We start from the raw sequence: 23,487 nt of genomic DNA, 5'->3' as shown, positions 1-23,487 counted from the left end.
CCGAGAAACGACCTGAGAGCACCGAATGATCCCTCGTCCGGTCACGTTTGCCGACTAAACGCGTTCGGTATCCCCTGCCGTCGTGTCGCGAAGCGCGAGGATTGATCGGCGGCCCGCAAGCGCCCACAATCATTCGTCAGGTTTTTCGTGTCCTTGGTCGAAACCGTTCAGCCGATCGTGCAACCGCAGCCCCAAGCGCTCTCCGCCCTCAACGAGCGCGCCCGCGAAATCTTCCGGCAGATCGTCGAGAGCTACGTGACCACCGGCGAGCCGGTGGGATCGCGCAACCTCGCGCGGATCCTGCCGATGAGCCTGTCCCCGGCCTCGATCCGCAACGTCATGGCGGATCTGGAGCATTCGGGGCTCATCTTCGCGCCCCACACCTCCGCCGGCCGCCTGCCGACGGAACTCGGCCTGCGCTTCTTCGTGGATGCGATGATGGAGATCGGCGATGTCGATCTCGCCGAGAAGGCGCGGATCGAGGCGCAGATGCAGGCAGCGGCCTCGCGCCACACCTTCGATTCGGCGCTCGCCGAGGCCTCCTCGCTGCTGTCGGGGATCTCGCGGGGGGCGGGCGTGGTGCTGACCACCAAGGTCGATGCCGGGCTCAAGCATGTCGAGTTCGTCCGCCTCGACGCCGACCGGGCGCTGGTGGTGCTGGTCTCGATCGACGGCACCGTGGAGAACCGGCTGGTCGATCTGCCACCCGGTCTCCCGGCGGGCGCGCTGCAGGAGGCGTCGAACTTCCTCAACGCTCGTCTGCGCGGCCGCACGTTGGACGCCCTGCGCGCCGACATTGAGGCTGGCCGTACGGCGATGAAGCGGGAACTCGACGCGCTGACCGAGCGGCTGGTCGATGCCGGGCTCGCCACCACGGTCGGCCCCTCCGAGGCGCGCCAGCTCATCGTGCGGGGCCAAGCCAACCTCCTGGATGATCTGCGCGCGGCCGAGGACCTGGAGCGCATCCGCCTGCTGTTCAACGACCTGGAGACGCAGAAGGACGTGATCGAGCTGCTGGCGCGGGCCGAGCAAGGTGACGGCGTGCGCATCTTCATCGGCTCGGAGAACAAGCTGTTCTCGCTCTCCGGCTCGTCGATGATCGCCGCCCCCTTCCGCGACGGCGCGCAGAAGATCGTCGGCGTCGTCGGCGTGATCGGCCCGACGCGGCTGAACTATTCCCGCATCGTGCCGATGGTGGACTACACCGCCCGGGTGGTCTCGGGATTGCTCGACCGGTCTCGATGAGGATCGCGGCCCATCGGCCTTAGAACGGGATTCGAGAGCAGGAATCGGGAGGCGGCTCATCCGGGGGACGCCGTAGGCAGGGCGTGACTACACCTGCCGGAGTCCTCGATGTCGCCCGCCGTCAACCGTCCGATGTCCGCCACTCAATGGGCGATGCTGCTCGCCCTATCCGTGCTCTGGGGTGGATCGTTCTTCTTCACCGGCGTGGCTCTCTCCGCTCTGCCGCCCCTGACACTCGTCGTCCTGCGCGTCGGGATCGCGGCGCTGATCCTCAACCTCGTCCTGCCGCTGGCCGGCCTCGATCGACCGCGCGGTCGCGCGGTCTGGGGTGCATTCGTTGGCATGGGTCTGCTCAACAACGTCGTGCCGTTCCTCCTCATCGTCTGGGGTCAGACGCAGATTGCTTCCGGCCTAGCGGCGATTCTCAACGCGACGAGCCCGCTCTTCACCGTCCTCGTCGCCCACTGGTTCACGACCGATGAGCGCATGACCGTCAGCAAGTTCGCGGGCATGCTGATCGGTTTCGCCGGTGTCGTCGTGATGGTCGGATCCTCCGCTATCTCCGGGACGGAGAGTCACCTCGCGTCACAGATCGCGGTGCTCGCCGCGGCTCTGTCCTATGCCTGCGCCGGGGTGTTCGGACGACGCTTCCGCCGTCTCGGGGTGCCGCCGCTCGCGACCGCCGCGGGACAGGTCACGGCGTCCACGCTCCTGCTCCTGCCCGTCGCGCTGGTGGTGGACCGGCCGTGGACGCTGGCGATGCCGAGCGCGTCGGTCTGGGCCGCCGTGGTCGGCATCGCGATCCTGTCGACCGCTTTGGCCTACCTTCTGTACTTTCGCCTTCTGGCGAGCGCCGGAGCCACGAATCTTCTGCTCGTCACCTTCCTGATCCCGGTTTCCGCCATCCTGCTCGGCGCATTCGTGCTGGATGAGCGCCTGGAGATGCTTCACTATGCCGGGATGGTCCTCATCGGCTGCGGCCTCGCGGCGATCGACGGACGCCTCCTCCGGCGGGCTCGGAGTCCGCGCATCGACGCCCCTGAGATTTATCAGGGCCGGGACATCTGATGCGACCGCGGCTTGATCGCATTCGCTCGCGATGACGGAGATGAGACAAATCCCGAAGTGACCAACCGGAAAGGGTGTGAGGACGCCCGACGGGGTCATCCTCGAAAGACGACCGGCCGGCTCGTGCAAGGGGGCGGTGCACGGGCCGGCCGGTCATCGCGCGCTCAGGGGAGCGGTGCGATGGCGAGGCGCCTCACGATTGGGCGCGATGAGGATCGGGCTGCCGCGCTAGCGGTGCGTCGCGGCAACCGGGACGGGGCCGTCCTCCGGCTCGTCGCGGGGTCCGACGAAGCGGCCGAGCCCGCGCCCGATCCCGTTGCCGAGGCTGTCCATCAGCAGGAACACCGCCGGCACGAAGACCAGCGAGAGCAGCGTCGAGACGATTAGTCCGGCGATCACCGCCACCGCCATCGGCGCACGGAACTCGCCACCGATGCCGAGCGCCAGCGCCGAGGGCACCATGCCGGCGGCCATGGCGATGGTGGTCATCACGATGGGCCGCGCCCGCTTGCGCCCGGCATCGACGATGGCCGTGACACGATCGACCCCGGAGCGCATCTCCTCGACCGCGAAGTCCACGAGCATGATCGCGTTCTTCGTCACCAGACCCATCAGCATCAGGATGCCGATGACGACCGGCATCGAGATCGGCATCTGGCAGATCAGCAGGCCGAGGATGGCGCCGCCGATGGAGAGCGGCAGCGAGAACAGGATGGTGAGCGGCTGCAGGAATGAGCCGAACAGCAGCACCAGCACGGCGTAGACCATCATGATGCCGGCGCCCATCGCCAGAAGGAAGCCGGAGAACACCTCCTGCATGATCTCGGCGTCGCCGGTCTGCTTAATGGTGACGCCCGGCGGCAGGTTCCTCGCCGTCGGCGTGGCGAGCGCCTGCTCGATCAGCGAGCCGAGCGCGTCGGAGCCTTCCATATTGGCCTCGACCGCCACGCGCACGGCGCGATCGTAGCGCTCGATCGCGCCGGGGCCCTGGTCGAGTTCGATGTCAGCCACCGCCGCGAGCGGCACCGCCGTGCCGTTCTTGGCCGGCACCTTGAGGTTCTCGAGCCGCGCCACCGCGCCGCGGGCGCTCTCCGGGAGCTGGACCCGGATCGGTACCTGCCGGTCCTTGGCGTTGAACTTGGCGAGGTTGATGCCGATGTCGCCGATGGTGCCGACGCGTACGGTTTCGGCGATGACGTCGGTCGAGACGCCGAGATCGGCCGCCGCGCCTTCTTTCGGGCGGATGCGCACCTCGGTGCGGTTCAGGGGCGCCGTCGACATCACCGAGACGAGGTGCGGAATCGCCGCCATGTCGCGCTGGAGCCGGGCGGCGACGTCCGTCACCACGTCCACGTCAGGGCCGCTGACGACGAGGGCGAGGTCGCGCTGGCCGCTGTCGCGCAGGGTCCAGGAGCGGATGTCGGGCTCCTGCGCCAGCAGTCCGGCGATCTCGGACTCGATGGTCCATTGCCGCTTCGCGCGCTCGCTCTTCGGGCTCAGGTTCACGATCAGCGTGGCGAGCCGCGTCTCCTTCTTGCCGCCGGCCTGTCGCCCGCCATCGACGAAGACCGAGGTGACCTCGGGCAGGGCGCGGATGCGCGCGACCACGCGGTCGGCCACTGCGATGGTGTCGGGCAGGCGGGCGCCCGGCGCCAGCTCGATCATGAACAGGGTGCGGGCGTTGTCCTGCTTCGGAATGAAGCCCGAGGGCAGGAGCTTGGTCGAGACGATCGAGCCGGCAAACAGTGCCAGCCCCGCCATCAGGGTGATCCACTTGTGGCGCACCGACCAGCCGACGAGGCGGGTATAGGCGCGCATGATCGGACCCTCCCGCTCCTCAGCGTGGCCGTGGTCGCGCAGGAAGTAGGCGGCGAGCAGCGGCGTGATGAGGCGGGCCACCAGCAGCGACATGAACACGGAGACGGCGATGGTCAGGCCGAACTGGATGAAGTAGCGCCCGGCAATGCCGCCCATGAACGAGACCGGGGCGAACACCGCAATCAGGGTCGCGGTGATGGCGATGACTGCGAGCCCGATCTCGTCGGCGCCCTCGATCGAAGCACGATAGGGCGATTTGCCCATCCGCATATGGCGCACGACGTTCTCGATCTCGACGATGGCGTCGTCGACGAGGATACCGGTCACGAGCGTGATCGCGAGCAGGCTGATGCCGTTGAGGGTGAAGCCCATCGCGTCCATCGCCCAGAAAGTCGGCAGCACCGAGAGCGGCAGCGCCACCGCCGCGATCAGCGTGGCACGCCAATCGCGCAGGAAGAAGAACACGACGATGACGGCGAGCGCGGCGCCCTCCATCAGCGTGTGCATCGCCGAGGCGTAGCTGCCCCGCGTCGCCGCGACCGAGGAGTCGATCTCTTGGAACTGGATGTCGGGATAGTTCTGGGCGAACTCGGCGATCTTCTTCTCGACGCCCGCCGCGACCTCGGCATCGCTCGCGCCCGAGCCGCGGGAGACCGAGAAGGCGACGACGGACTCGCCGTTGAAGCGAGCGAAGGTGCGCGGCTCCTCGATCGAATCCTCGACCGTGGCGAGGTCGTCGAGGCGCACCTTGCGCCCGCCGGGCAGGACGATCGAGGTGGCTTTCAGGTCGCGGATGGTGCGCGAGGCGGCCAGCGTCCGGATCGACTGCTCGCGTCCGCCGACCTCGCCGCGCCCGCCGGCCAGATCGGCGGAGGTGACGCGCACTTGGCGGTTGACGTCGGCCGCGGTGATGCCGAGCGCCAGCAGCCGGTCGGGCAGGGGCGTGATGCGGATCTCGCGGGCGACACCGCCGACACGCTCGACGCCGCCGACGCCCTTCACGCCCTGCAAAGTGCGGGCGACCTTGTCCTCGACGAACCACGACAGGTCGGCCGGCGTCATCGCGGGCGACTTCACGCCGTAGATCAGGATCGGCAGGCCGGTGATCTCGACGCGCTGGATGACCGGCTCGTCGATGGTGCGGGGCAGGTTGATGCGGATCTTCGAGATCGCATCCTTGACGTCGTTGACGGCCCGGTCGGTGTTCACCTCAAGCCGGAACTCAACCGTGGTGACGGAGGAGCCTTCCGTGATCGCCGAGGTGATGTGCTTGACGCCGCGCACGCCCGCGATCGAGTCCTCGACCCATTTCGTTACCTGGGTCTGAAGCTCGGACGGGGCGGCACCGCTCTGCGTGATCGCCACCGAGACGATCGGCACGTCCACATTCGGCATGCGGGTGACCGCAAGTCCCTGGAAGCTGACGAGGCCGAGCACCATCAGCACGAGGAACAGGACGAGGGGTGCGATCGGATTGCGGATCGCCCAGGCGGAGATGTTCAAGCGCATCGGGGCAACCGGTTAGAAGGATAATCGAGGGGGCCGAGGGAGTGATTCAGTCACCGCTTGATCAAAGCGGGGATCGGATCGGCAAGCCCGCGCGGCGCTTGAGCGACAGCCAAATCCGCAATCCCGAAGGGATCAACCGGATTTGGTATGATGCCTCAGCGCGCGCCGGCGTCGGCGGTGGCTCGCGGCGAGGGCGCGGCGGAGATTGCGGCCGGTGTCTGGCCCTGCCGGGCGAGGGGAACCGGACGGACGCGGTCGCCGTCGCGAAGGAAGCTGCCGGCACGGGCCACGACCCGCTCGCCCTCGGTCAGACCGGAGCGGATCTCGATGTCGTCCTCGTCCGACAGGCCGGTGCGGACCTCGCGGGACTCGACCCGGTCGTCGGCGACGACGAGGACAGAGCTGCGCTTGCCGCCGCCGTAGAGGACGGAAGCCTGGGGCACCGTGACGCCGCGGGTGCGGGCAAGTTCGACGGCGCCGCGGGCGAAGGTGCCGATGCGCAGGCGCGGATCGGGATCGAGGCGCACCCGGACCTTGCCGAGGCGGCTGGCCTTCTCGACTTCCGGGTAGACCGCGCGGACGCTGCCCGAAACGCGCTCGCCGTCGCCGATCTCGATGAAGGCGGGGGCGCCCTCGCGCAGCAGCGGCAGCTTGGTCTCAATGACCTCAGCCTCCAGCTCGATCTCGCCGCGGGCGATCAGCCGGAACAGCGGCTCAGCCGACGAAGAGGTCGCCATGCCGACCCGCGCCGTGCGGCGGCTGACGATGCCGGCTTCCGGCGCGCGGATCTCGGTGCGGGCGAGCCGCAATTCGAGTTCGTCGCGCACGGCCTTGGCCTGCGCCAGCTCGGCCTTGGCCATGGCGAGGCCGTTACGGGCGAAGGCAAGTTTACCCTCCGCCTGCCGCAGGGCGGCGGTGCGATTCTCCATGACAGCCGCGGTGGTGATGCCGGTCTGGACCAGCTGCTTGGCGCGATCATAGGCGAGGCGCGCTTCGAGTTCGGCGGCCTCCGCCTGCTCGATGCTGCTCTGGGCCTGAGGCACGGCGGCCGACACCTTGTCGATCAGCGCGTTCTGCTGGGCGAGTTGGCGGTCGATCAGGTCGCGGTTGAGGCGGGCGAGCACCTGACCCTTCTCGACGCGCATGCCCTCCTCAGTCAGCAGCTCGACGAGGCGATAGCCGTCGATCTCCGGCGTCACCAGGATCTCGTCGCGGGGCACCAGCGTCCCGGTGACGACGACGCTCTCGACGATCTCGCGCCGCTCGGCCTCGACCACGCTGACGACGGGCGCCGGTGCGGTCTGTGCGGGCGGTGGCGCGGTCTCCGCTCGCGCCGGCACCAGCGCCGAGGCGGCGAGCAGGAGGGCGGGGAGGGTGAGGTGCCGGACGGCTCTCATCGGCCGGTCTCCTGCTCGGAGCGGGGGAGGGGAAGCATGCCGGACAGGCCCGCATCGATCGCGGCCTGGAGCTGGGTCACGGCGGGGCCGGCATCGTAGTCGGCACTGAGCGCGCGACTGACGATGATGCCCTTCATCAACGGTGCCACCGCGTCGAACAGGGCGACCGGATCGCAATCCGGCGAGGTCTTGATCGCGTCGAACATCTCGATGAGCCAGAGGCGGCCGTCCTCGTCGCCGCGCTCGACCATCGTTCCGATGGCAGGGTTGCGGGTCGATTCCGCCCAGACGTCAAGGCGCAGGATCGCCGCCTCGCGGGTGATGTCGAGGAAGAAGCGGGCGAGCACGCCCATCAGCGCGGCGCGCTTGTCGCCCGACCGCTCCATCGCCTCCACAAGGACGGCGCCGCGCTCGCGGTCGCGCTCGGCCAGTCCGAGGACGACCGCCTCCTTGGAATCGAAGTAGCGATAGATATTGCCCGGACTCATCGAAGCCTCGCGGGCGAGATCCTGCATCGTGGTACGGTGAAACCCGTTGCGGACGAAGCAGGCCTCGGCCGCATCGAGGATATGCTCGCGCCGGGCCGCCTGTCCGTTGCGGGCGTCGATGACGGCGCCGGCCGCTGCACTCATGATGAGGTTCCTACGGTGCCGAGCGAAGCGGTGCGATCCGCATCGACGTTCAGTCGAACGGCGGCGCAGGCCCGCGGCTGAAGGTCGAGATCGGCGCAAAGCCGAGCCTGCCAGCCGTCCGGCCCGGCACCGGTCCAGCCAATCAGCGCGAACCAGCCGAAGGCCACGACGGCGCAGACGAGCAGATTGGCGGGCGTGCAGACCGCCCGGAGGAGCCGCAGCGGGCTAAAGCCTTCCTGCGACACGGCGAGATCGCCACCGAGCCCGTGAGGGGAAGACGCCCGATCTCCGAAAACCATGCCCATGGCCCGACTCCAACGCTGCCCGGAGTTGATAGTGAACGTTCATTCTCATGTCAATGAACGTTCATTCTCATCGCGGGCTGCAGAGGATGATGCTTCAGAGGTGAGGCAGCAGGGCCACGCTCTGGAACGGGCTCCGTCCCGTTAACGATCCGCTTACCATGCACGAATAGCGCATTGGCCAAGACCGGCTCCGTTCCACGCTCGGTCGGCACTGCTTTCGCCAAGCTTTCACCGCGCCGCGAAGCAAGAAGCAAGAACAAGCCTCAACGGAACGATCGCCGAAACGAATAACGGACGCGTCGTTCGAGTCCCCCATCATGTCCCCCGTAGATTTCGCCCCCCTCGCGTGGAATGCCGCGCGTGAACACCTCGACCTGTTTGGAAGCCTGGGGCTCTGCCTCGGCTTCGTCGGCGGGATGATGCCGCGGCGAAGTCTGATCCTGCTCACCTCGGCGGCCTGCTCGGCCTGCTTCGCGCTGCACTTCCTGCGGCTCGGCGCGCAAACCGGCACGGCGATGTGCCTGGTTTCGGTGATGCAGAGCGTGGTGGCGGCCCGGTGGATCGGCCCGGACTTCCGCGCGCCCTGGGTCGCTCCGCTGTTCGTGGCGAGCAGCCTCGTCGCGCTCTGCCTGACGCTCGCCACCTGGAACGGCTGGCCCTCGGCCTGCGCCGGCCTCGGATCGCTGCTCGCGACGACGGCGCGGCTTCAGGGCGATGCGCAGACCATGCGCCGCGTCTTCCTCGGCGCGTCCTCGTGCTGGGTGCTCCACAACCTGCTGGTCGGCTCTGTTTTCGGCCTGACCTGTGATCTGCTGACGATCGCGGCTCTGGTGATCGCGCTAATCCGCGGCGCGGCCAAGCCGGCCGTTGCCGCAAGACCGGCGGCACCGCTTCCGGGCGCCGCTTGAGGGCCGCCATTTCGCTGGGCGCTCCGGATGCGGCCACGCTCCGTCATCGCGAGGCGGAGCCGAAGCGATCCACCCCGCGAGACCTCCGGAGTATGCGGAGTCCTGGTTTGCCACGGCTTCGCCGCGCAATGACAAGGGGAGACACCGAAGCCGTCAAGCGGGTGCCGTATGATGAGGGAGGGACGGAGCCGAAAGGCTCCGCCGTCTATTCGCGTTACTGCTGGAAGAACTTCAAATCGAGCGCCGAGAGCGCGAGCAGTGGCGGCGGCATGACGACGCCTGCGGTCCGCATGGAGCGCGCCGCCTCCCGGCAGGCGGCGAGATCGTTGGCGCTGGCCGCGGCCTCGATTTTCTCGATGGTCGCCGGGTCGGGCTTCGGAGCCGGAGCGGGCGTCGCCGGAGGAGGGGGATTCTTCGCCTCGGCATTCGCCTTGGCATGCGGATTCGTGGCAGGGTTACCGGAGGGATTGGCGGACGGATTGTTGGTCTGCTTGCCTGGCGCGGGACCATTGCCGGTCTCGCTGACGGCGCCGCTGAGGCCCGAAGACTTCTGAGGCTCGCCGCCATCCGAAGGCTTGCCGCCCTCGGTCTTGCCGGAGGGGTTCGAGACCGCAGTGGCCTGTTGCGGGGGTGTCGTGGCCGCCTTGTTGGCGGGCTCCGGCTGCTTCACGAAGGCAACCAGTTCCTGGCAGAGATTGGCCGGCTTGCCCGCAGCGACTTGAGGGGCAGCGGCCGGAGCCGGGTTCTGCGCCGCGTCCTGCGCCGCGGCTGCGCCGATGAGGAGCGCGGATGCCGCGAGGCCGCCGGCCAGATGGCGGGTGAAGGACGAGGGCTTCATCGGGTCACTCCGTCGATTGTCCGCTCTTCGTGTCGGTTCACGCTCAGGAGCGCTTCGGATGGGAGGCCGTTCCCTCGGCCTTGCCGTGCGGTTCCGCCTCGGAGCCGTACTCGTCCGGAGCCGGGTCGCCGTTCCAGCGCGGTCCGACGAGGTTGGTACCGGGCTCAGAGACGCGGGCGCCAGAGGTGGCGAAGGCCTGATAGGCGAACTTTTGGTTGCTCGTGAGCGCAAACATCGCCAGCACCCCGAGGGCGATTGCGGCGATGATGGCGGCGATGAAGGCTTTCATGGTCGTGGCGTCCTTTGAGGCCTGGGGCCTCGGTCAGCGCAGGTAATGTTGCCCAGAGACGGCAACCGGCAAACGCCGCCGGTCGCCTTTGTCTTTACTCCGCGGGAGCCGGATGGCCCTTGAGCTGCGGGCCGCTGCCGGTGCGCGCCTGCTCCTGCTCGACCCAGAGGTCGTGGTGCGCGCGCGCCCAGGCGAGATCGACCTTGCCGCTGCCCATGGCGTCGTAGGCGCCCTCCATGCCGAGCGTGCCGATATAGATGTGGGCGAGGATGCCGGCGATGAAGACGATGCCGATCACCGAGTGGATCACCTGCATCACCTGCATTCCGTTGATGTCGGTGAGCGCGAACGGGAATAGCATCATCAGGCCGGTGACGGCCATCGCCGCGCCGAAGCCGGCAACCATCCAGAACACGCCCTTCTGGCCGGCATTGAAGCGGCCGGCATGAGGGTGACCCTTGCCGATCAGGCCACCGCCAGCCTTGATCCAAGCCCAGTCGACCTTGCTCGGGATGTTGTCCTTGATCCAGAGCACGAACATGAAGGCGACGCCGAGCATGAACGGCCACGCGAGGTAGACGTGGCTGTACTTCGCCCACTGGGCGATGGCGCCGAACGCCTCCGGGCCGATCAACGGCATCAGCAGGCGCTTGCCGAAGATGTAGTTCAGACCCGACAGCGACAGGATGATGAAGCACACCGCCGTCATCCAGTGGGTGAAGCGCTCGAAGGCGTTGAAGCGCAGGATCTTCTTCCCCGATTCCTGGCTGTGCTCCATCACGATCCGGCCGCGGAACAGGAAGAATACGCCGAGCGCGGCCACCATGCCGAGGATGGCGATGGCGCCGATCCAGGGCAGCCAGCGCTCGCGGAAGTTCTGGTACTCGCGGCCCTGCGGCTGGATCAGATTGGCCGATTTGCCGTCGGGGATCGAGACGCGGCCGCGGATCTTGGATTCCTGCTTGAACAGGAACTCCTCGTTGACGGAGTCCGCGGTCGGCCGGGCCCCCATCGGGTTCTGGCCGTCGGCCTGGATCGGATTCTGCGCCTGGGCCGGGCCAAAGGCACCGGGCACCGCGAGGAGCATTACCGCCAGGAAAAAGGTGCTGAGGAAGGTCGTCGCCCGCCGCATCGGCGTTCCTTTCGAAGGGTCGTCACAGCTCGCGGGTGCGGGACCGGAGGCCCGCACCCGACACCGGATCAGATCGCGACGGTCTCGCGGTAGGCCGTCTTCCAGCCCCAGGCGCCGGAGCCGTAGCCGCGCTTGATCACGCGCTGCTTGTAGATCTCGGCGATCATCTCGCCGTCGCCCGCGAGCAGCGCCTTGGTCGAGCACATCTCGGCGCAGAGCGGCAGCTTGCCTTCCGCCAGACGGTTCGAGCCGTACTTCTCGTACTCGGCGGTCGAGAAGTCGGGCTCAGGGCCGCCCGAGCAGTAGGTGCACTTGTCCATCTTGCCGCGCGAACCGAAGTTCCCGACTCGCGGATATTGCGGCGCGCCGAACGGGCAGGCGTAGAAGCAGTAGCCGCAGCCGATGCAGATGTCCTTGGAGTGCAGCACAACGGCATCCGCCGTCGTGTAGAAGCAGTTCACCGGGCACACCGCCGCGCAGGGCGCGTCGGTGCAGTGCATGCAGGCCATCGAGACCGAGCGCTCGCCGGGCTTGCCGTCGTTGAGGGTGACGACGCGGCGGCGATTGATGCCCCACGGCACCTCGTGCTCGTTCTTGCAGGCGGTGACGCAGGCGTTGCACTCGATGCAGCGGTCCGCGTCGCAGAGGAACTTCATCCGGGCCATAGTTCGGGTCGCTCCTCTCAGGCCGCTGCGATCTGGCACAGGGTGCACTTCGTTTCCTGCATGCCCGTCACAGGATCGAAGCCGTAGGTGGTCACGGTGTTCACGCTCTCGCCGAGCACCACCGGGTCGGTGCCCTTCGGGTAGTAGTCGCGCATGTCCTTGCCCTGGTACCAACCGGAGAAGTGGAAGGGCATGAAGGCCACGCCCTTGCCGACGCGGTCGGTCACGAGTGCCTTGACCTTGGTCTTGGCCGAGTTCTCAGGCCCCGAGACCCAGACCCACTGACCGTCCTTGATGCCGCGATCGGCAGCATCCCCGGTGTTGATCTCGACGAACATGTCCTGCTGCAATTCGGCGAGCCACGGGTTCGACCGGGTCTCTTCGCCGCCGCCCTCGTACTCGACGAGCCGGCCCGAGGTGAGGATGATCGGGAAGTCCTTGGCCACGCCGCGATCGACCACCGACTTCTGCACCGAGAAGCCGATATTGGGCATGCGCAGCTGCCGCTCGTCGGGCCGCGTCGGGTACTTCGCCACGAGGTCGGGCCGGGGCGAGTAGACCGGCTCGCGATGGACCGGCACCGGGTCCGGCAGGTTCCAGGCATTCGCCCGGGCCTTGCCGTTGCCGAACGGCGAGACACCGTGTTCGAGGCAGACGCGCTGGATGCCGCCCGAGAGGTCGGTCGCCCAGCTCACCGTATCCGGCTTCTCGCCGCCGATCTTGAGGATCGTCGCGAGTTCCTCCGGCGTCAGGTCCTTGTCCCAGCCGAGCTTCTTGAACACCCCGAAGGTGAATTCAGGATAGCCGTCGGTCAGGTCCGAGCCCTTCGAGAAGGAGTTCTCGGCGAGCAGCGTCTGGCCGTTGCGCTCCGTGCCGAACCGCGCACGGAAGCCACCGCCACCGTCCTTCACGTGGAGATTGGTGTTGTAGAGGATGGCCGAGCCGGGATGGCGGATCTCGGGCTTGCCCCAGCACGGCCAGGGCAGTCCGTAATAGTCGCCGCCGACCTCCGGATCGTCCTTGGGCGCGCGCAGCGTCACGAGGTCGAACTTGTGCTGGTTGCGCATATGCGCCTTCAGCCGCTCCGGCGACTGGCCGCAATAGCCCGTCGACCAGCCTCCGCGGTTGATCTCGCGCAGGATGTCCTCGGCCTCCGGAATGCCGTTGACGACCTTAATGTTCTTGCAGAGCTTGTCGGCGAAGCCGAGCTTTTCCGCGAGCCGGTAGAGGACCTCATAGTCGTTCTTCGATTCGAAGGCCGGCTTCACGATCTGCTCGCCCCATTGCAGCGAGCGGTTCGAGGCCGTACGCGAGCCGTCCATCTCCAGCGAGGTGCAGATCGGCAGGAGGTAGGTGTTGTCCTGCCGGGCGTCGAGCGCGGCGAAGGTGGTCGGGTGCGGGTCGGCGACGACCAGCAGCTCGAGCTTGTTCATGCCCTCGATCGCCTCGGGCATGCGGGTCACGGTGTTGCCGCCGTGGCCGAACACCATGAACGCCTTGACCGGGCTCTTCTGATCGATCTGCTCCGGCGGCAGGTTCACGGCATCGAACCAGCGGGTCGAGGTGATGCCGGGCGATTCCATGTTCTCCTTGCGGGTGCGGGCCTTGCGGCCGCCCTTCGCCGGAACCTCATCGAAGCGCGATTGCAGCCACTCGTACTCGACCTCCCAGACGCGGGCCCAATGGCGCCAACCGCCCTCGACGAGGCCGTAATAGAGCGGCAGCGACGTCACATCGAGGCCGAGATCGGTTGCACCCTGCACGTTGGTGTGGCCGCGGAAGATGTTGGCGCCCGTACCCGGCTTGCCGACGTTGCCGGTGGCCAGGCACAGGATGCACAGCGCGCGCACGTTGGCCGTGCCGACCGTGTGCTGGGTCGTACCCATGCACCAGATCAGGGTGGCGGGCTTCTCCTTGGCGAACTTCTCCGCCACGCGACGAAGCTGCTCGCCGGGCACGCCGGAGACGCGCTCGACCTCGTCGGGCGTCCACTTGGCGACTTCCTTGCGCACGTCGTCCATCGCGTAGACGCGCTGGGCAATGAACTCCTTGTCCTCCCAGCCATTCTGGAAGATGTGCCAGAGGATGCCCCACACCACCGGGATGTCGGTGCCAGAGCGGATGCGCACGTATTCGGTCGCGTGCGCGGCGGTGCGGGTGAAGCGCGGATCGATGACGATCATGTTCGCGCGGTTGATCTCCTTGCCGGACAGCAGGTGCTGCATGGAGATCGGGTGCGCCTCGGCCGGATTGCCGCCGAGGATGATCATCGTCTTGGCGTTGCGAATGTCGTTGTACGAGTTGGTCTGGGCGCCGTAGCCCCAGGTGTTGGCCACGCCCGCCACCGTGGTCGAGTGGCAGATGCGCGCCTGATGGTCGATCGAGTTCGTACCCCACAGGGCCGCGAACTTGCGCATCAGGTAGGAGGCCTCGTTGGTGAACTTGGCCGAACCGAGCCAGTAGACCGAATCCGCGCCGTTCTTCTCGCGGATCTGGATCAGCTTGTCGCCGATCTCCTGGTAGGCCTGGTCCCACGAGATCCGCTTCCACTGCCCGCCTTCGAGCTTCATCGGATACTTGAGGCGGCGGTCGGAGGAGACCAGTTCGCGGATCGCCGCGCCCTTGGCGCAGTGGGTGCCGCGGTTGATCGGGCTCGCCCAGGACGGCTCCTGGCCGACCCAGACGCCGTTGACGACCTCGGCCGTCACCGTGCAGCCCACCGAGCAGTGAGTGCAGACGTTCTTCTTGATGACGGTGTCCGGTCCGACGGCGGAGGAGCCGGCAGCCTGCGCCTTGCGCACCGAACCGAGCTGGATCGTGCCGGCGGCGGCGAGCGCGCCGGCGGTCAGCCCGGATTTGCGGAGGAAGGCGCGGCGGTCGAGCACGCCGGCGGCGAGCCCGGCGGCGACGGCCTGGTGCTTAGTGCGAGCAGCCTCGCCGCTCTTGCGCTTGATCAGCATGGCAGCCTCACTTCGGACCGGTCGACGCCGGATCGGTGTTCTTCTTGAGGGTCTCGTAGCCGTTGGTGCGGTAGAACGCCTTCACGTGGTCGCTCTCCCGGTACCGGGCCTTGGTCTCGTCGTTGCCGGGATCGTAGGCTTGCGCCTCGGTCGCCCCCATCGGCGAGGCGACGGCAGCGGCGGCGGCCACTGTGCTGCCGCCGAGCGCCCGAAAGAACTGGCGACGACCGAGCGTCTTCGGATCCTGTCGCATCACCCTCGTCTCCTCCGGCGGATGCCTGCACTGGGGCAACGCGCCTCAAACCTGATTGTCACGACCGCGAAACCCTCAGCCTTCCATGGCGAAGGCTTCCGCCTCGATCTCGATGAAGGCGCGGCCGAGTCCCCCGACCGCGCGGTAGAACTGCCCGGCCTTCGCGTTCTCCAGATCGGTGAAGAAGCGCTCGGCCCAGGGTTCGATGTGGCGGGCGAAGAAGCGGGCCTGCATGCCGGGTTCCGCATCGAACCGGCCCGCCGCCAGCCCGGCCATCACCTCCAGAAGGATCGCGAGGTGATCCTCCGGCTCACACATGGCCTCGCTCCGCTCGATGCCGAGCGCGGCGAAATCCTCGCGGACCCGTGCGAGCGGACGCTCGTTGAGGAAGCCGGTGAGGTAGTAGGAGGCGTAAGGTAGAAGCTCGCCGCGACCGACGCCGATGAACAGTGCGAAATACTCGCGCTCGACCGCGTCCGATCCGGTCTCGGACGCCGCGCGGCGCAGCGCCGCGACCTGCCGGCCGAGAACGCCGTCACCATCCTTCAGCGCGGCGAGCGCAGCGAGCAGCGATGCGTCCGGCGCACGCCCGAGCAGGGCGGCCAGGAGATCGTATTGCTCCGCGCGCAGGAGATCGATGTCGTCCGGCAGGCCGCCGACCCCAGACACCTCATCTCCCGGAAGTGCCACCACCGACGCAACCGAACCCATCATGTCCCTCGGACCCATCAGAAGGGCCGCCTTGTTTGGATCGATAATAAAAAGCGTTTGAGACGGCCGCAATCGAAATACGCGTGAATTACGAGGGCATCGCGCCTCCATGGCGCCGCAGGCGGGGCCGTTGAGGGGCCGGTTGTACCGCTTCGAGACGCTTGTCCGGCAAACTGACGTCCAGAGGCTGCGGATCGACGGCGGGCGATCTTGCCGCCTCGGATTGCGTGATTGCCGCGAGTTCCGGACTGTCCGCGCCGGTCGGAGCCGCCGGATCTTCCTCGGATGCCGTCGCGACCTCGTCCGTTTCGGCTTCCGGTTCCTCCGCCTCCTTGACGGGAATGCCGTCGATGACGCGCTTCAGCATCGCCTTCACATCGTCGGTCGGCAGAAGCGGACCCATGCCCGGCACGCCGCCCGGCGTGTTCCAATCGTAGGCGTATTCCCTGGCCTCGCTGACGAAATCCCGGATCGCCGGGTCGAGCGACCACATCCGCCGAAGGGCCGCGTTGCGCAGGGCCGTCGGAACGCCGGCCTGGAGGAAGGCGGTGAGATCGGTCTCCGGCGTCAGATCGTCGAGCGACGGGAGGCGTGCCAGGAGATCCTCGGGCGCGCTCGCGGGCTCGCTGCCGGCGTCGGCTTCGGCCACCATCGGGGGCGCGGTCTCATCCGACAGCGCGGCAGCGAGAGCCGCGCCGGTCGCGGCTGTGTCCGACACGACCGGCAACTCCGATTGTTCGGCGGCGCGCACCGCCTCCTTGCGGCGGGCCCAGCGGGAGAGGAAGGTCCCGCTCATTCCGGCTTCCCCGGCGTGCCTGGCACGCGGCGGGCCAGGGCCTCGGGATCGGCGCGGTCGCGCTTGCGCTTCTCGAACTTCCGCTCGATGTGGAACGCCTCGAAGAAGGCGAGGAGCTTCGCCTGCACTTCGGGCGGCATCGGCACGGCCTCGACGATCTCGCCGATCCCCTCGGCCATCGACTCCCCCTCGTAGGGGTCGGCGGTGACGCTGGCGACCTCGTAGGTGTCGTCTGCCGTGGCGTGCAGCGTGACCCAGAGGGAGGGACGGCCGGAGACGAGGTTGTCGCGGTAATGTGCCGTCTCGGCGATGTGCAGGGACACTTCATGGGCGCCGGCGTAGAAGGTCGCCTCGTCCTCGGTTTCCGAGAGCTTCGTCCAGGGCGCGGCCTGGGGCGCGGCCGGCAAGGCCGCGACCGGCAGCCAGGCGTGGCTCGCCCAAGGACCCTTCAGGCGGCGCCGCGCCACGATGATGCCGACCTCGATACGGTCTTCCGGCAATCCTTGCGGCAGGCTCTGTCTCGTATTGTCCGGTGTCATGGTGCGCCTCACGCGGCGGCCCGGTCGGCTGCCAGCGGCAATCCGACGATAAGGTTCTGGGGCTTGAGCTGCACGGTCTTGTCGGGGGACATGGCAAGCAGGAGGTAGACGGGCCGCTCGCCGACCCGTGGATCGACCTCGGCCGGATCGGCGAAGGTGAGGCTGAAGACGGCAATCACCCGCTCGCGGGCGGCGTCGTCCAGCGCCTCGCTGCGCCACAGCGCGTTGCCGATCCGCGTGCCCTCGGCGTCCAGCCCGACGAACCAGCGCCAGTCGGGATCCTCCAACTGGGCCAGCGGCGCCACTGCAACCTCGGCGTGGAGCAGGTGGCGCACGAAGGCCTCGATCGCCCGCGCCAGCCCCTCCCGGCTTCGGGCACTGGAGCCGAGATTGAGCGCCATGGTGAAGGCGTCCGACCGGCTCCAATAGGTCCAGGCATTCTCCTCGTTGAGCACGTCGAGTTCGCTCGCTGCCTCCTTGCCAAGCATCGACACGAGCGGCGAGAGCGGCGCACCCCCCTCCCGCGCCTCGATCACCTCGGCATCGGCGAGCAGCACCGCGCCCTCGTGCAGGCTCACCCGCTGCGGGCGGAAGAACAGCTCGGCGGCGCGCAGTATGAACGGGTCCTCGCAGCCATCGAGTGCGTTGCGCAGGATCAAGTGGACGAGTTGGGTCAGGAACAGTCCCGGCACGCCCTGCAATCCGCCGCGCACCAGCGCGAGATAGGCCGCCTCGACCGAGCGGGCCGTGAGAAGCCGCTCGCGGAAGGCGAGCATCACCTCCCAGTTCTCCCGTGCATCCGCGTCCGCGATGCATTCGATTTCACCATCCGTGACGGTCCGCCGCGGGTCGGCGAGCAGGCTCGCATGCAAGGCCCGCTCGGCCGCGCAGGCCTCCTCCGGCGGCACCAGTTCGGGGCGCGCCAGATAGGCGAGGATCAACTCGTCGGTGACGGCAAGCCCGCCGCCCTCGGTGCGCTGTGTCAGGTGGTGGCCGCTCGATACCCAGAACTCGGTCATGCTCTCTCAGCCCCCGTGGAGGCGCCGTTCAGAAGTCCGACGAGGTCGGCCTGTTCCTCAGGTCCGTCCTCGTCGGTCTCGACGAAGTGGAAGGCGCGCCCGTGCAGCGGGTCGGCCCCGGGGGGGCGCTGGTGGAGGGTGCGGAACTCCTCCCGGATCTCGCCGTTGCGCTCGCTCCGGTGCATGGCGATCACGCTACCGACGGGGAGGTTGCACAGGGAGGCCGCAACCTCGATCTCCTCGCGCGCGGCGGCACGAGCGGCCTCTCGATCCGGCGCGCCGAAGCGCTCGTGAATGTGGCGGGCCAGTGCCTCGATCGCCGCCTCGCGTTCCACCGCGCTCGCCTCGCTGACGACGACCAGGGTAGAAAAACCGAGGGAGTCGACGCCGACGAAGCCGGATCGGAACGCCGCCCGCTCCTTGCCGGCCAGCGCGGCAAGATCGGTATCGAAGAACAGGAACGAGCCGGTCACCGCCCACTCGCCGGACTCGGCGGCGTGCGCGAAGACGAAGGTGTCGGAAGGGTCGAGCCGCAGGGTGCGCGGTAGCTTGGCCGCAGTCACAGCCGCACCGTGCCGGTGGCCGGATCGCGCCAGGACGGGGTGACAAGGCTTGGCAGCAACAGCAGGGTCTCGACGCGGCCGTCGGCATGGATGAGCCGGGCATCCCCGTCCGGTTCGATCGTCGCGCGCGCTCCCGGCGGCAGTGCGAGGCGGGCGAGGTAGCGCCCGGTCGAGCGGGCGGCCCCGTCCTCGCTCCAGATCTCGAACGCCTTGGTGAGATGGCGGGCAAAGCTCTCCACGAGCGGCTCGCGCAGGTCCATGGGGAACCCTTCGTCCTCCAGCGAGGTGGACTCGGGCGTGAGGCCGGGATCGCCCGCATCCCGCTTCGAGGCGATCAGCATCGCCGAGAACACGAGCCAATCCGGCGTGTCGGCCTCGCCGCAGCCCTCCGGCCAGTGCAGGGCGCCGCCGCCGAGGCGGGCTCCGTTGAAGGTCAAGGTGTCGGGCCACACGAAGGTCACCGGGATCTCCGGCGGCCCGAAGGTGCCGACCGCGTCGGCCAGAGCCTGCATCCCGACGAAGAAAGCCCGCCGCGCCGTGGCGAGCGGCTCATCCGGTTCCAGCACCACGGCGAACGCGATCACGTCGTCGCGCTCCTCCATGAGAAGCGTGCCAGCGTTCGCCTCGCCGGTTCCGGCCAGCCGGCAGGCCTGTCCGGCCGCGCCGGCCGCGACGAGCCCGGTGAAGGCCGGCGGCAGAACGAGGGGAGCGGGGCGCAGGCCCGGTGGTTCGGTGTCGAGAGGGAAGGTCATGAGCCGTGTCGGGCGCAGGCGCCTGCGCCCGCATGTCCGTTCGTCGTTTTAGAATGATGCGAGTATATGGAAGCCGGGCCCCCGCGCGAAGGGCCCTCCCGCTCTCCCAATCGTCTCAGGTTCCATCGTGTCCGATCGTCTCGTGTTCGCCTGTTCCTGCGAGAAGACGATGCCGCTCGATGTCGCGGCCCTCGAAAAGGGCTGCGGCGGCCGGGTGCGCACCGCCGACCAGCTCTGCGGCCGCGAACTCGACCGCTACCGCGAAGCCCTCGCGACCGGTGTGCCGATCACCGTCTCCTGCACGCTGCAGGCGCCGCTCTTCGAGGAGGTCGCGGCCGAGCTGGAGGCGGAGGAGCGCGTCACCTTCGCCAAGATCCGCGAGACGGCTGGCTGGTCGTCGCAGGCCGACAAGTCAGGGCCGAAGATGGCCGCACTGCTCGCTGCCGCGGCCGAGGCGGTCCCTGTGGCCGGCACGGTGCCGCTGGAGAGCCGGGGCGTCGCCCTGATCTACGGGCGCGACGAGGCCGCGATCGAGGCCGGGCGGCGGTTGGCCGAGCATCTCGACGTCACCGTGCTCCTGAGCCGGCCCGGCGAGGTCGCGCCGCTCCACCGCAACGAGTTTCCGGTGCTCCGCGGCACGGTGCGCGGGGCGACCGGCCATCTCGGCGCGTTCGAGCTTCGCATCGACGACTACGCCCTGCCGGCGCCGTCCTCGCGCACGCATCTCGTGTTCGGCACGGGTCGCGACGGGGCGGTCTCGTCCTGCGACCTGATCCTCGATCTCACCGGCGGTACGCCGCTCTTTCCCGCGCACGAGCTGCGCAGCGGCTACCTGCGCGCCGACCCGCGCGATCCGGCGGCGGTCGAGCGCGCGGTGATGGCGGCCTCCCACCTCGTCGGCGAGTTCGACAAGACCCGCTTCATCGATTTCCGCGGCGAACTCTGCGCCCATTCCCGCTCGCGCATCACCGGCTGCACCCGCTGCCTCGATGTCTGCCCGACCGGGGCGATCGCGCCGGCCGGCGACACGGTGGCGATAGACCCCTATGTCTGCGCCGGCTGCGGAAGCTGCGCCGCGGTCTGTCCCACGGGCGCGGCGAACTACGCCCTGCCGCCCGCCGACGCGCTGATGCGGCGCCTGCGCACTCTGATGCGCGCCTACCGGGCCGCGGGGGGGGCGGATGCGGTGGTGCTGTTCCACGACGGCGACCACGGCGAGCCGCTGATCGATGCACTGGGACGCTACGGCGAGGGCCTGCCGGCCCATGTCTTGCCGGTGCGGGTCAACGAGGTGACACAGTTCGGCCCCGAGGTTGTTGCGGCCCTGTTCGCCTACGGCGCGGCCGGTGTGCGTGTGCTCGTGCGTGCGCGCCCGAAGCACGACCTCGACAGCCTGCACCGCAGCGTGGCGCTCGGCCGGACGCTCGCCGACGTCCTCGGCTACGGCGCCGGCACGGAGGCGCCGACGGTGGCCCTGATCGAGACCGACGACCCCGACGCGCTTGGCATAGCGCTCCGGTCGGCGACGCCCGGCCGCGCCACGGCGACGCCGGCCGGCTTCGTGCCCGTCGGCGGCAAGCGCGAGATGCTGCGCCTCGCCTTCCGCGAGATGCACGCCGCCGCGCCCACGCCGGTGGCCGCCGTGCCGCTGGCGGCCGGAGCGCCGTTCGGCGGACTGAACGTCCGCACGGAGGATTGCACCCTCTGCCTCTCCTGCGTCGGCGCCTGCCCGACCCATGCCCTGTCCGACAGCGCCGAGCGGCCGCTGCTCGCCTTCGAGGAGAGCCTGTGCGTGCAGTGCGGCCTGTGCGCGGCCACCTGCCCGGAGGACGTCATCAGCCTGAAGCCGCAGATCGATTTCGAGGCTTGGAGCCAGCCGCGCCGGATCGTGAAGGAGGAGGAGCCGTTCTGCTGCATCACCTGCGCCAAGCCGTTCGGCACCCGCTCCACCATCGAGCGGGTGATCGGCAAGCTGCGGGAGCGGCACTGGATGTTCTCGGGCGAGGCCGGCGAGCAGCGCATCCGCTCGTTGATGATGTGCGACGATTGCCGCGTCGAGGCGGCGCTCAACCAGGGTTTCGACCCCCACGCCGTTCCGCCGGCCAAGCCGCGCACCACCGAGGATTACCTGCGCGAACGAGAGGCCGCGGAGCGGCTGCAGAGCTGACCACAAAAAACGACCCGCCGTCTCGTTGAGGGCAGGTCGGGTCAGGGGTCGTTTGTCGCAGGAGAACAGTTCGACAAACCTCGGCGCGGTGCCCGGTTCCGCGAGGTGTGCCGGAACACTTGGGGAATCGCCGGAAAATGTAACCGGCGACCGCCCGCTTCACCGCCTCGGTCGCCGTGGTATAGGGCGGCCCCCATCCGCCATTCCCGAGCCCCGATGTCACCGATCGTCTCGATCGCGAACCTGTCGAAGGTCTACGCGTCGGGGTTGCACGCTCTGCGCGAAGTCAACCTCGATATCGCCAAAGGCGAGATCTTCGCGCTTCTGGGGCCGAACGGCGCCGGCAAGTCGACCCTCATCAACATCGTCTGCGGCATCGTCACGCCGGGTAGCGGCCAGATCCGCGTCGGCGGCCACGACATCCTCAGCGACTACCGTGCCGCGCGCCGGATGATTGGGCTCGTGCCGCAGGAGCTCACCACCGACGCCTTCGAGAAGGTGTGGGACACGGTGAGCTTCAGCCGCGGCCTGTTCGGGCTCGCCAGGGACCCGGCCCATATCGAGCGGGTGCTGAGGGACCTCTCCCTCTACGACAAGCGCGAGAGCCGCATCATGCAGCTCTCTGGAGGCATGAAGCGCCGGGTGCTGATCGCCAAGGCGCTCGCCCACGAGCCCCAGGTGCTGTTCCTCGACGAGCCGACGGCGGGCGTCGATGTCGAGCTGCGTCAGGACATGTGGCGCCTCGTGCGCCGTCTGCGCGAGCAGGGCGTCACGGTGATCCTCACCACCCACTATATCGAGGAGGCCGAGGAGATGGCCGACCGGGTGGGCGTGATCCGCAAGGGCGAGATCATCCTCGTTGAGGACAAGGTCGAGCTGATGCGCAAGCTCGGCAAGAAGCAGCTCATCCTGCACCTGCGCGAGCCGGTCGCGGCCTTGCCGGAGAACCTTGCGCGTCACGACCTCCACCTCGGCGAGGGCGGGCGCACGCTCGTCTACACCTACGACACGCGGCGCGAGCGCACCGGCATCACCGGCCTGCTCGGCGAGTTGGCCGATGCCGGCATCGCCTTCACCGATCTCGATACCAGCCAGAGTTCGCTCGAAGACATCTTCGTCGATCTCGTCCGCGAGCGCGCATGAAGGCCGTGTCCATGCTGAACGTCCCGGCGATCCGTGCCATCTACCGCTTCGAGATGGCCCGGTTCTGGCGCACGGCCCTCCAAAGTATCGTCGCGCCGGTGATCTCCACCTCGCTCTATTTCGTGGTCTTCGGCGCCGCGATCGGCTCGCGCATGCAGACGGTGGACGGCGTGCCCTACGGCGCCTTCATCGTGCCGGGGCTGATGATGCTCTCACTCCTGACGCAGAGCGTGTCGAACGCCTCGTTCGGCATCTACTTCCCGCGCTTCGCCGGCACGATCTACGAGATCCTGTCAGCGCCGATCTCGCCCTTGGAGGTCGTGCTCGGCTTTGTCGGTGCGGCGGCGACGAAAGCGATCATCATCGGCCTCACCATTCTCGCCACTGCCGCCCTGTTCGTGCCGTTGCACATCGAGCACCCTTTCTGGATGGTGTTCTTCCTGCTTTTGACGGCGGTCACCTTCAGCCTGTTCGGCTTCGTCATCGGACTGTGGGCGGACGGGTTCGAGAAGCTGCAACTGGTGCCGCTCCTCATCGTCACGCCGCTGACATTCCTTGGTGGCAGCTTCTACTCCATCGACATGCTGCCGCCATTCTGGCGGACGGTCAGCCTATTCAACCCGGTCGTCTACCTCGTCAGCGGCTTCCGCTGGGCCTTCTTCGGCAAGGGCGATGTGGCGGTCGGGATCAGCATCGCGGCGACCTTGGCCTTCCTCGTGCTGTGCCTCGGGCTCGTGACCTACATCTTCCGCACGGGATATCGGCTGAAGAGCTGACG

At 68.3% G+C, this 23,487-nt stretch carries 22 protein-coding genes; 6 read left to right on the top strand and 16 right to left on the bottom strand.

Features of this window, described 5'->3' with window-relative positions:
• Positions 1 to 153: 153 nt before the first annotated feature.
• Together hrcA and LPC10_RS02525 are read left to right on the top strand one after the other, a co-directional pair.
• Positions 154 to 1,245, top strand: coding sequence for a heat-inducible transcriptional repressor HrcA (gene hrcA, locus LPC10_RS02530; protein ID WP_108942741.1), 1,092 nt, complete (start codon positions 154 to 156; stop codon positions 1,243 to 1,245).
• 108 nt (positions 1,246 to 1,353) lie between these two features.
• Positions 1,354 to 2,313 carry a DMT family transporter gene (locus LPC10_RS02525; RefSeq protein WP_231345326.1) on the top strand — a complete coding sequence of 320 codons (960 nt, stop codon included), beginning with the start codon at positions 1,354 to 1,356 and terminating at the stop codon, positions 2,311 to 2,313.
• 228 nt (positions 2,314 to 2,541) lie between these two features.
• On the opposite strand, the gene LPC10_RS02520 is transcribed toward LPC10_RS02525, so the two are convergent.
• The 4 genes from LPC10_RS02520 to LPC10_RS02505 all read right to left on the bottom strand — a co-directional run bounded on the left by LPC10_RS02520 (position 2,542) and on the right by LPC10_RS02505 (position 7,914).
• Positions 2,542 to 5,640, bottom strand: a complete 3,099-nt coding sequence (locus LPC10_RS02520) for an efflux RND transporter permease subunit (protein WP_231345325.1) — start codon at positions 5,638 to 5,640, stop codon at positions 2,542 to 2,544.
• Between the two features lie 155 nt (positions 5,641 to 5,795).
• Positions 5,796 to 7,037 (bottom strand): efflux RND transporter periplasmic adaptor subunit, encoded by a 1,242-nt coding sequence (locus LPC10_RS02515; protein ID WP_231345324.1) that lies wholly within the window; start codon positions 7,035 to 7,037, stop codon positions 5,796 to 5,798.
• Positions 7,034 to 7,669, bottom strand: coding sequence for a TetR/AcrR family transcriptional regulator (locus LPC10_RS02510; protein ID WP_231345323.1), 636 nt, complete (start codon positions 7,667 to 7,669; stop codon positions 7,034 to 7,036). Before LPC10_RS02510 ends, LPC10_RS02515 begins: the two co-directional genes overlap by 4 nt.
• Positions 7,666 to 7,914 carry a hypothetical protein gene (locus LPC10_RS02505; RefSeq protein ID WP_231345322.1) on the bottom strand — a complete coding sequence of 83 codons (249 nt, stop codon included), beginning with the start codon at positions 7,912 to 7,914 and terminating at the stop codon, positions 7,666 to 7,668. The genes LPC10_RS02510 and LPC10_RS02505 overlap by 4 nt, the downstream gene beginning before the upstream one ends.
• A 377-nt stretch (positions 7,915 to 8,291) precedes the next feature.
• Between LPC10_RS02505 and LPC10_RS02500 the strand changes: the two genes are divergently transcribed.
• Positions 8,292 to 8,882: a YgjV family protein gene (locus tag LPC10_RS02500; protein ID WP_231345321.1), complete on the top strand. Its 591-nt coding sequence runs from the start codon at positions 8,292 to 8,294 to the stop codon at positions 8,880 to 8,882.
• A 214-nt stretch (positions 8,883 to 9,096) separates the two neighbouring features.
• On the opposite strand, the gene LPC10_RS02495 is transcribed toward LPC10_RS02500, so the two are convergent.
• The 12 genes from LPC10_RS02495 to LPC10_RS02440 form a co-directional block, all read right to left on the bottom strand.
• Complete coding sequence (locus tag LPC10_RS02495; protein WP_231345320.1) at positions 9,097 to 9,720, bottom strand: hypothetical protein; 624 nt, start codon at positions 9,718 to 9,720, stop codon at positions 9,097 to 9,099.
• A gap of 43 nt (positions 9,721 to 9,763) precedes the next feature.
• Entirely contained in the window at positions 9,764 to 10,009 is a 246-nt protein-coding gene (locus tag LPC10_RS02490) for a hypothetical protein (RefSeq protein WP_108938527.1), read from the bottom strand.
• A gap of 94 nt (positions 10,010 to 10,103) precedes the next feature.
• On the bottom strand, positions 10,104 to 11,141 hold the full coding sequence (locus tag LPC10_RS02485) for a formate dehydrogenase subunit gamma (RefSeq protein ID WP_231345319.1): 1,038 nt from the start codon (positions 11,139 to 11,141) through the stop codon (positions 10,104 to 10,106).
• A gap of 68 nt (positions 11,142 to 11,209) precedes the next feature.
• A complete protein-coding gene (gene fdh3B, locus LPC10_RS02480; protein ID WP_003605051.1) occupies positions 11,210 to 11,806 on the bottom strand; it encodes a formate dehydrogenase FDH3 subunit beta in 597 nt (198 codons plus the stop codon).
• 17 nt (positions 11,807 to 11,823) lie between these two features.
• Positions 11,824 to 14,766, bottom strand: coding sequence for a formate dehydrogenase subunit alpha (locus tag LPC10_RS02475; protein WP_231345318.1), 2,943 nt, complete (start codon positions 14,764 to 14,766; stop codon positions 11,824 to 11,826).
• 7 nt (positions 14,767 to 14,773) lie between these two features.
• Positions 14,774 to 15,019: a formate dehydrogenase gene (locus LPC10_RS02470; RefSeq protein WP_003601742.1), complete on the bottom strand. Its 246-nt coding sequence runs from the start codon at positions 15,017 to 15,019 to the stop codon at positions 14,774 to 14,776.
• Positions 15,020 to 15,094: 75 nt separating this feature from the next.
• A complete protein-coding gene (locus LPC10_RS02465) occupies positions 15,095 to 15,730 on the bottom strand; it encodes a molecular chaperone (protein WP_231346946.1) in 636 nt (211 codons plus the stop codon).
• 88 nt (positions 15,731 to 15,818) lie between these two features.
• Positions 15,819 to 16,526, bottom strand: coding sequence for a DUF3306 domain-containing protein (locus LPC10_RS02460; protein WP_231345317.1), 708 nt, complete (start codon positions 16,524 to 16,526; stop codon positions 15,819 to 15,821).
• Complete coding sequence (locus LPC10_RS02455) at positions 16,523 to 17,065, bottom strand: DUF3305 domain-containing protein (protein ID WP_231345316.1); 543 nt, start codon at positions 17,063 to 17,065, stop codon at positions 16,523 to 16,525. The genes LPC10_RS02460 and LPC10_RS02455 overlap by 4 nt, the downstream gene beginning before the upstream one ends.
• 8 nt (positions 17,066 to 17,073) lie before the next feature.
• Positions 17,074 to 18,084 carry a DUF6352 family protein gene (locus LPC10_RS02450; protein WP_231345315.1) on the bottom strand — a complete coding sequence of 337 codons (1,011 nt, stop codon included), beginning with the start codon at positions 18,082 to 18,084 and terminating at the stop codon, positions 17,074 to 17,076.
• The gene (locus tag LPC10_RS02445; RefSeq protein ID WP_231345314.1) at positions 18,081 to 18,647 is read right to left on the bottom strand and encodes a DUF6505 family protein; all 567 of its coding nucleotides are present in this window, start codon (positions 18,645 to 18,647) and stop codon (positions 18,081 to 18,083) included. Before LPC10_RS02445 ends, LPC10_RS02450 begins: the two co-directional genes overlap by 4 nt.
• The gene (locus tag LPC10_RS02440; protein WP_231345313.1) at positions 18,644 to 19,399 is read right to left on the bottom strand and encodes a biotin/lipoate--protein ligase family protein; all 756 of its coding nucleotides are present in this window, start codon (positions 19,397 to 19,399) and stop codon (positions 18,644 to 18,646) included. Before LPC10_RS02440 ends, LPC10_RS02445 begins: the two co-directional genes overlap by 4 nt.
• Before the next feature lie 169 nt (positions 19,400 to 19,568).
• Between LPC10_RS02440 and LPC10_RS02435 the strand changes: the two genes are divergently transcribed.
• The 3 genes from LPC10_RS02435 (at position 19,569) to LPC10_RS02425 (ending at position 23,485) form a co-directional block, all read left to right on the top strand.
• Positions 19,569 to 21,566 (top strand): 4Fe-4S binding protein, encoded by a 1,998-nt coding sequence (locus LPC10_RS02435; RefSeq protein ID WP_231346945.1) that lies wholly within the window; start codon positions 19,569 to 19,571, stop codon positions 21,564 to 21,566.
• A gap of 216 nt (positions 21,567 to 21,782) precedes the next feature.
• Complete coding sequence (locus LPC10_RS02430; RefSeq protein WP_231345312.1) at positions 21,783 to 22,709, top strand: ABC transporter ATP-binding protein; 927 nt, start codon at positions 21,783 to 21,785, stop codon at positions 22,707 to 22,709.
• Entirely contained in the window at positions 22,706 to 23,485 is a 780-nt protein-coding gene (locus LPC10_RS02425) for an ABC transporter permease (protein ID WP_231345311.1), read from the top strand. The genes LPC10_RS02430 and LPC10_RS02425 overlap by 4 nt, the downstream gene beginning before the upstream one ends.
• The last annotated feature ends 2 nt before the right edge of the window (positions 23,486 to 23,487 follow it).

The sequence above is a fragment of the Methylorubrum sp. B1-46 genome, assembly GCF_021117295.1.
Lineage (GTDB): Bacteria > Pseudomonadota > Alphaproteobacteria > Rhizobiales > Beijerinckiaceae > Methylobacterium.
This window is presented reverse-complemented; position numbering and strand designations above follow the sequence as displayed.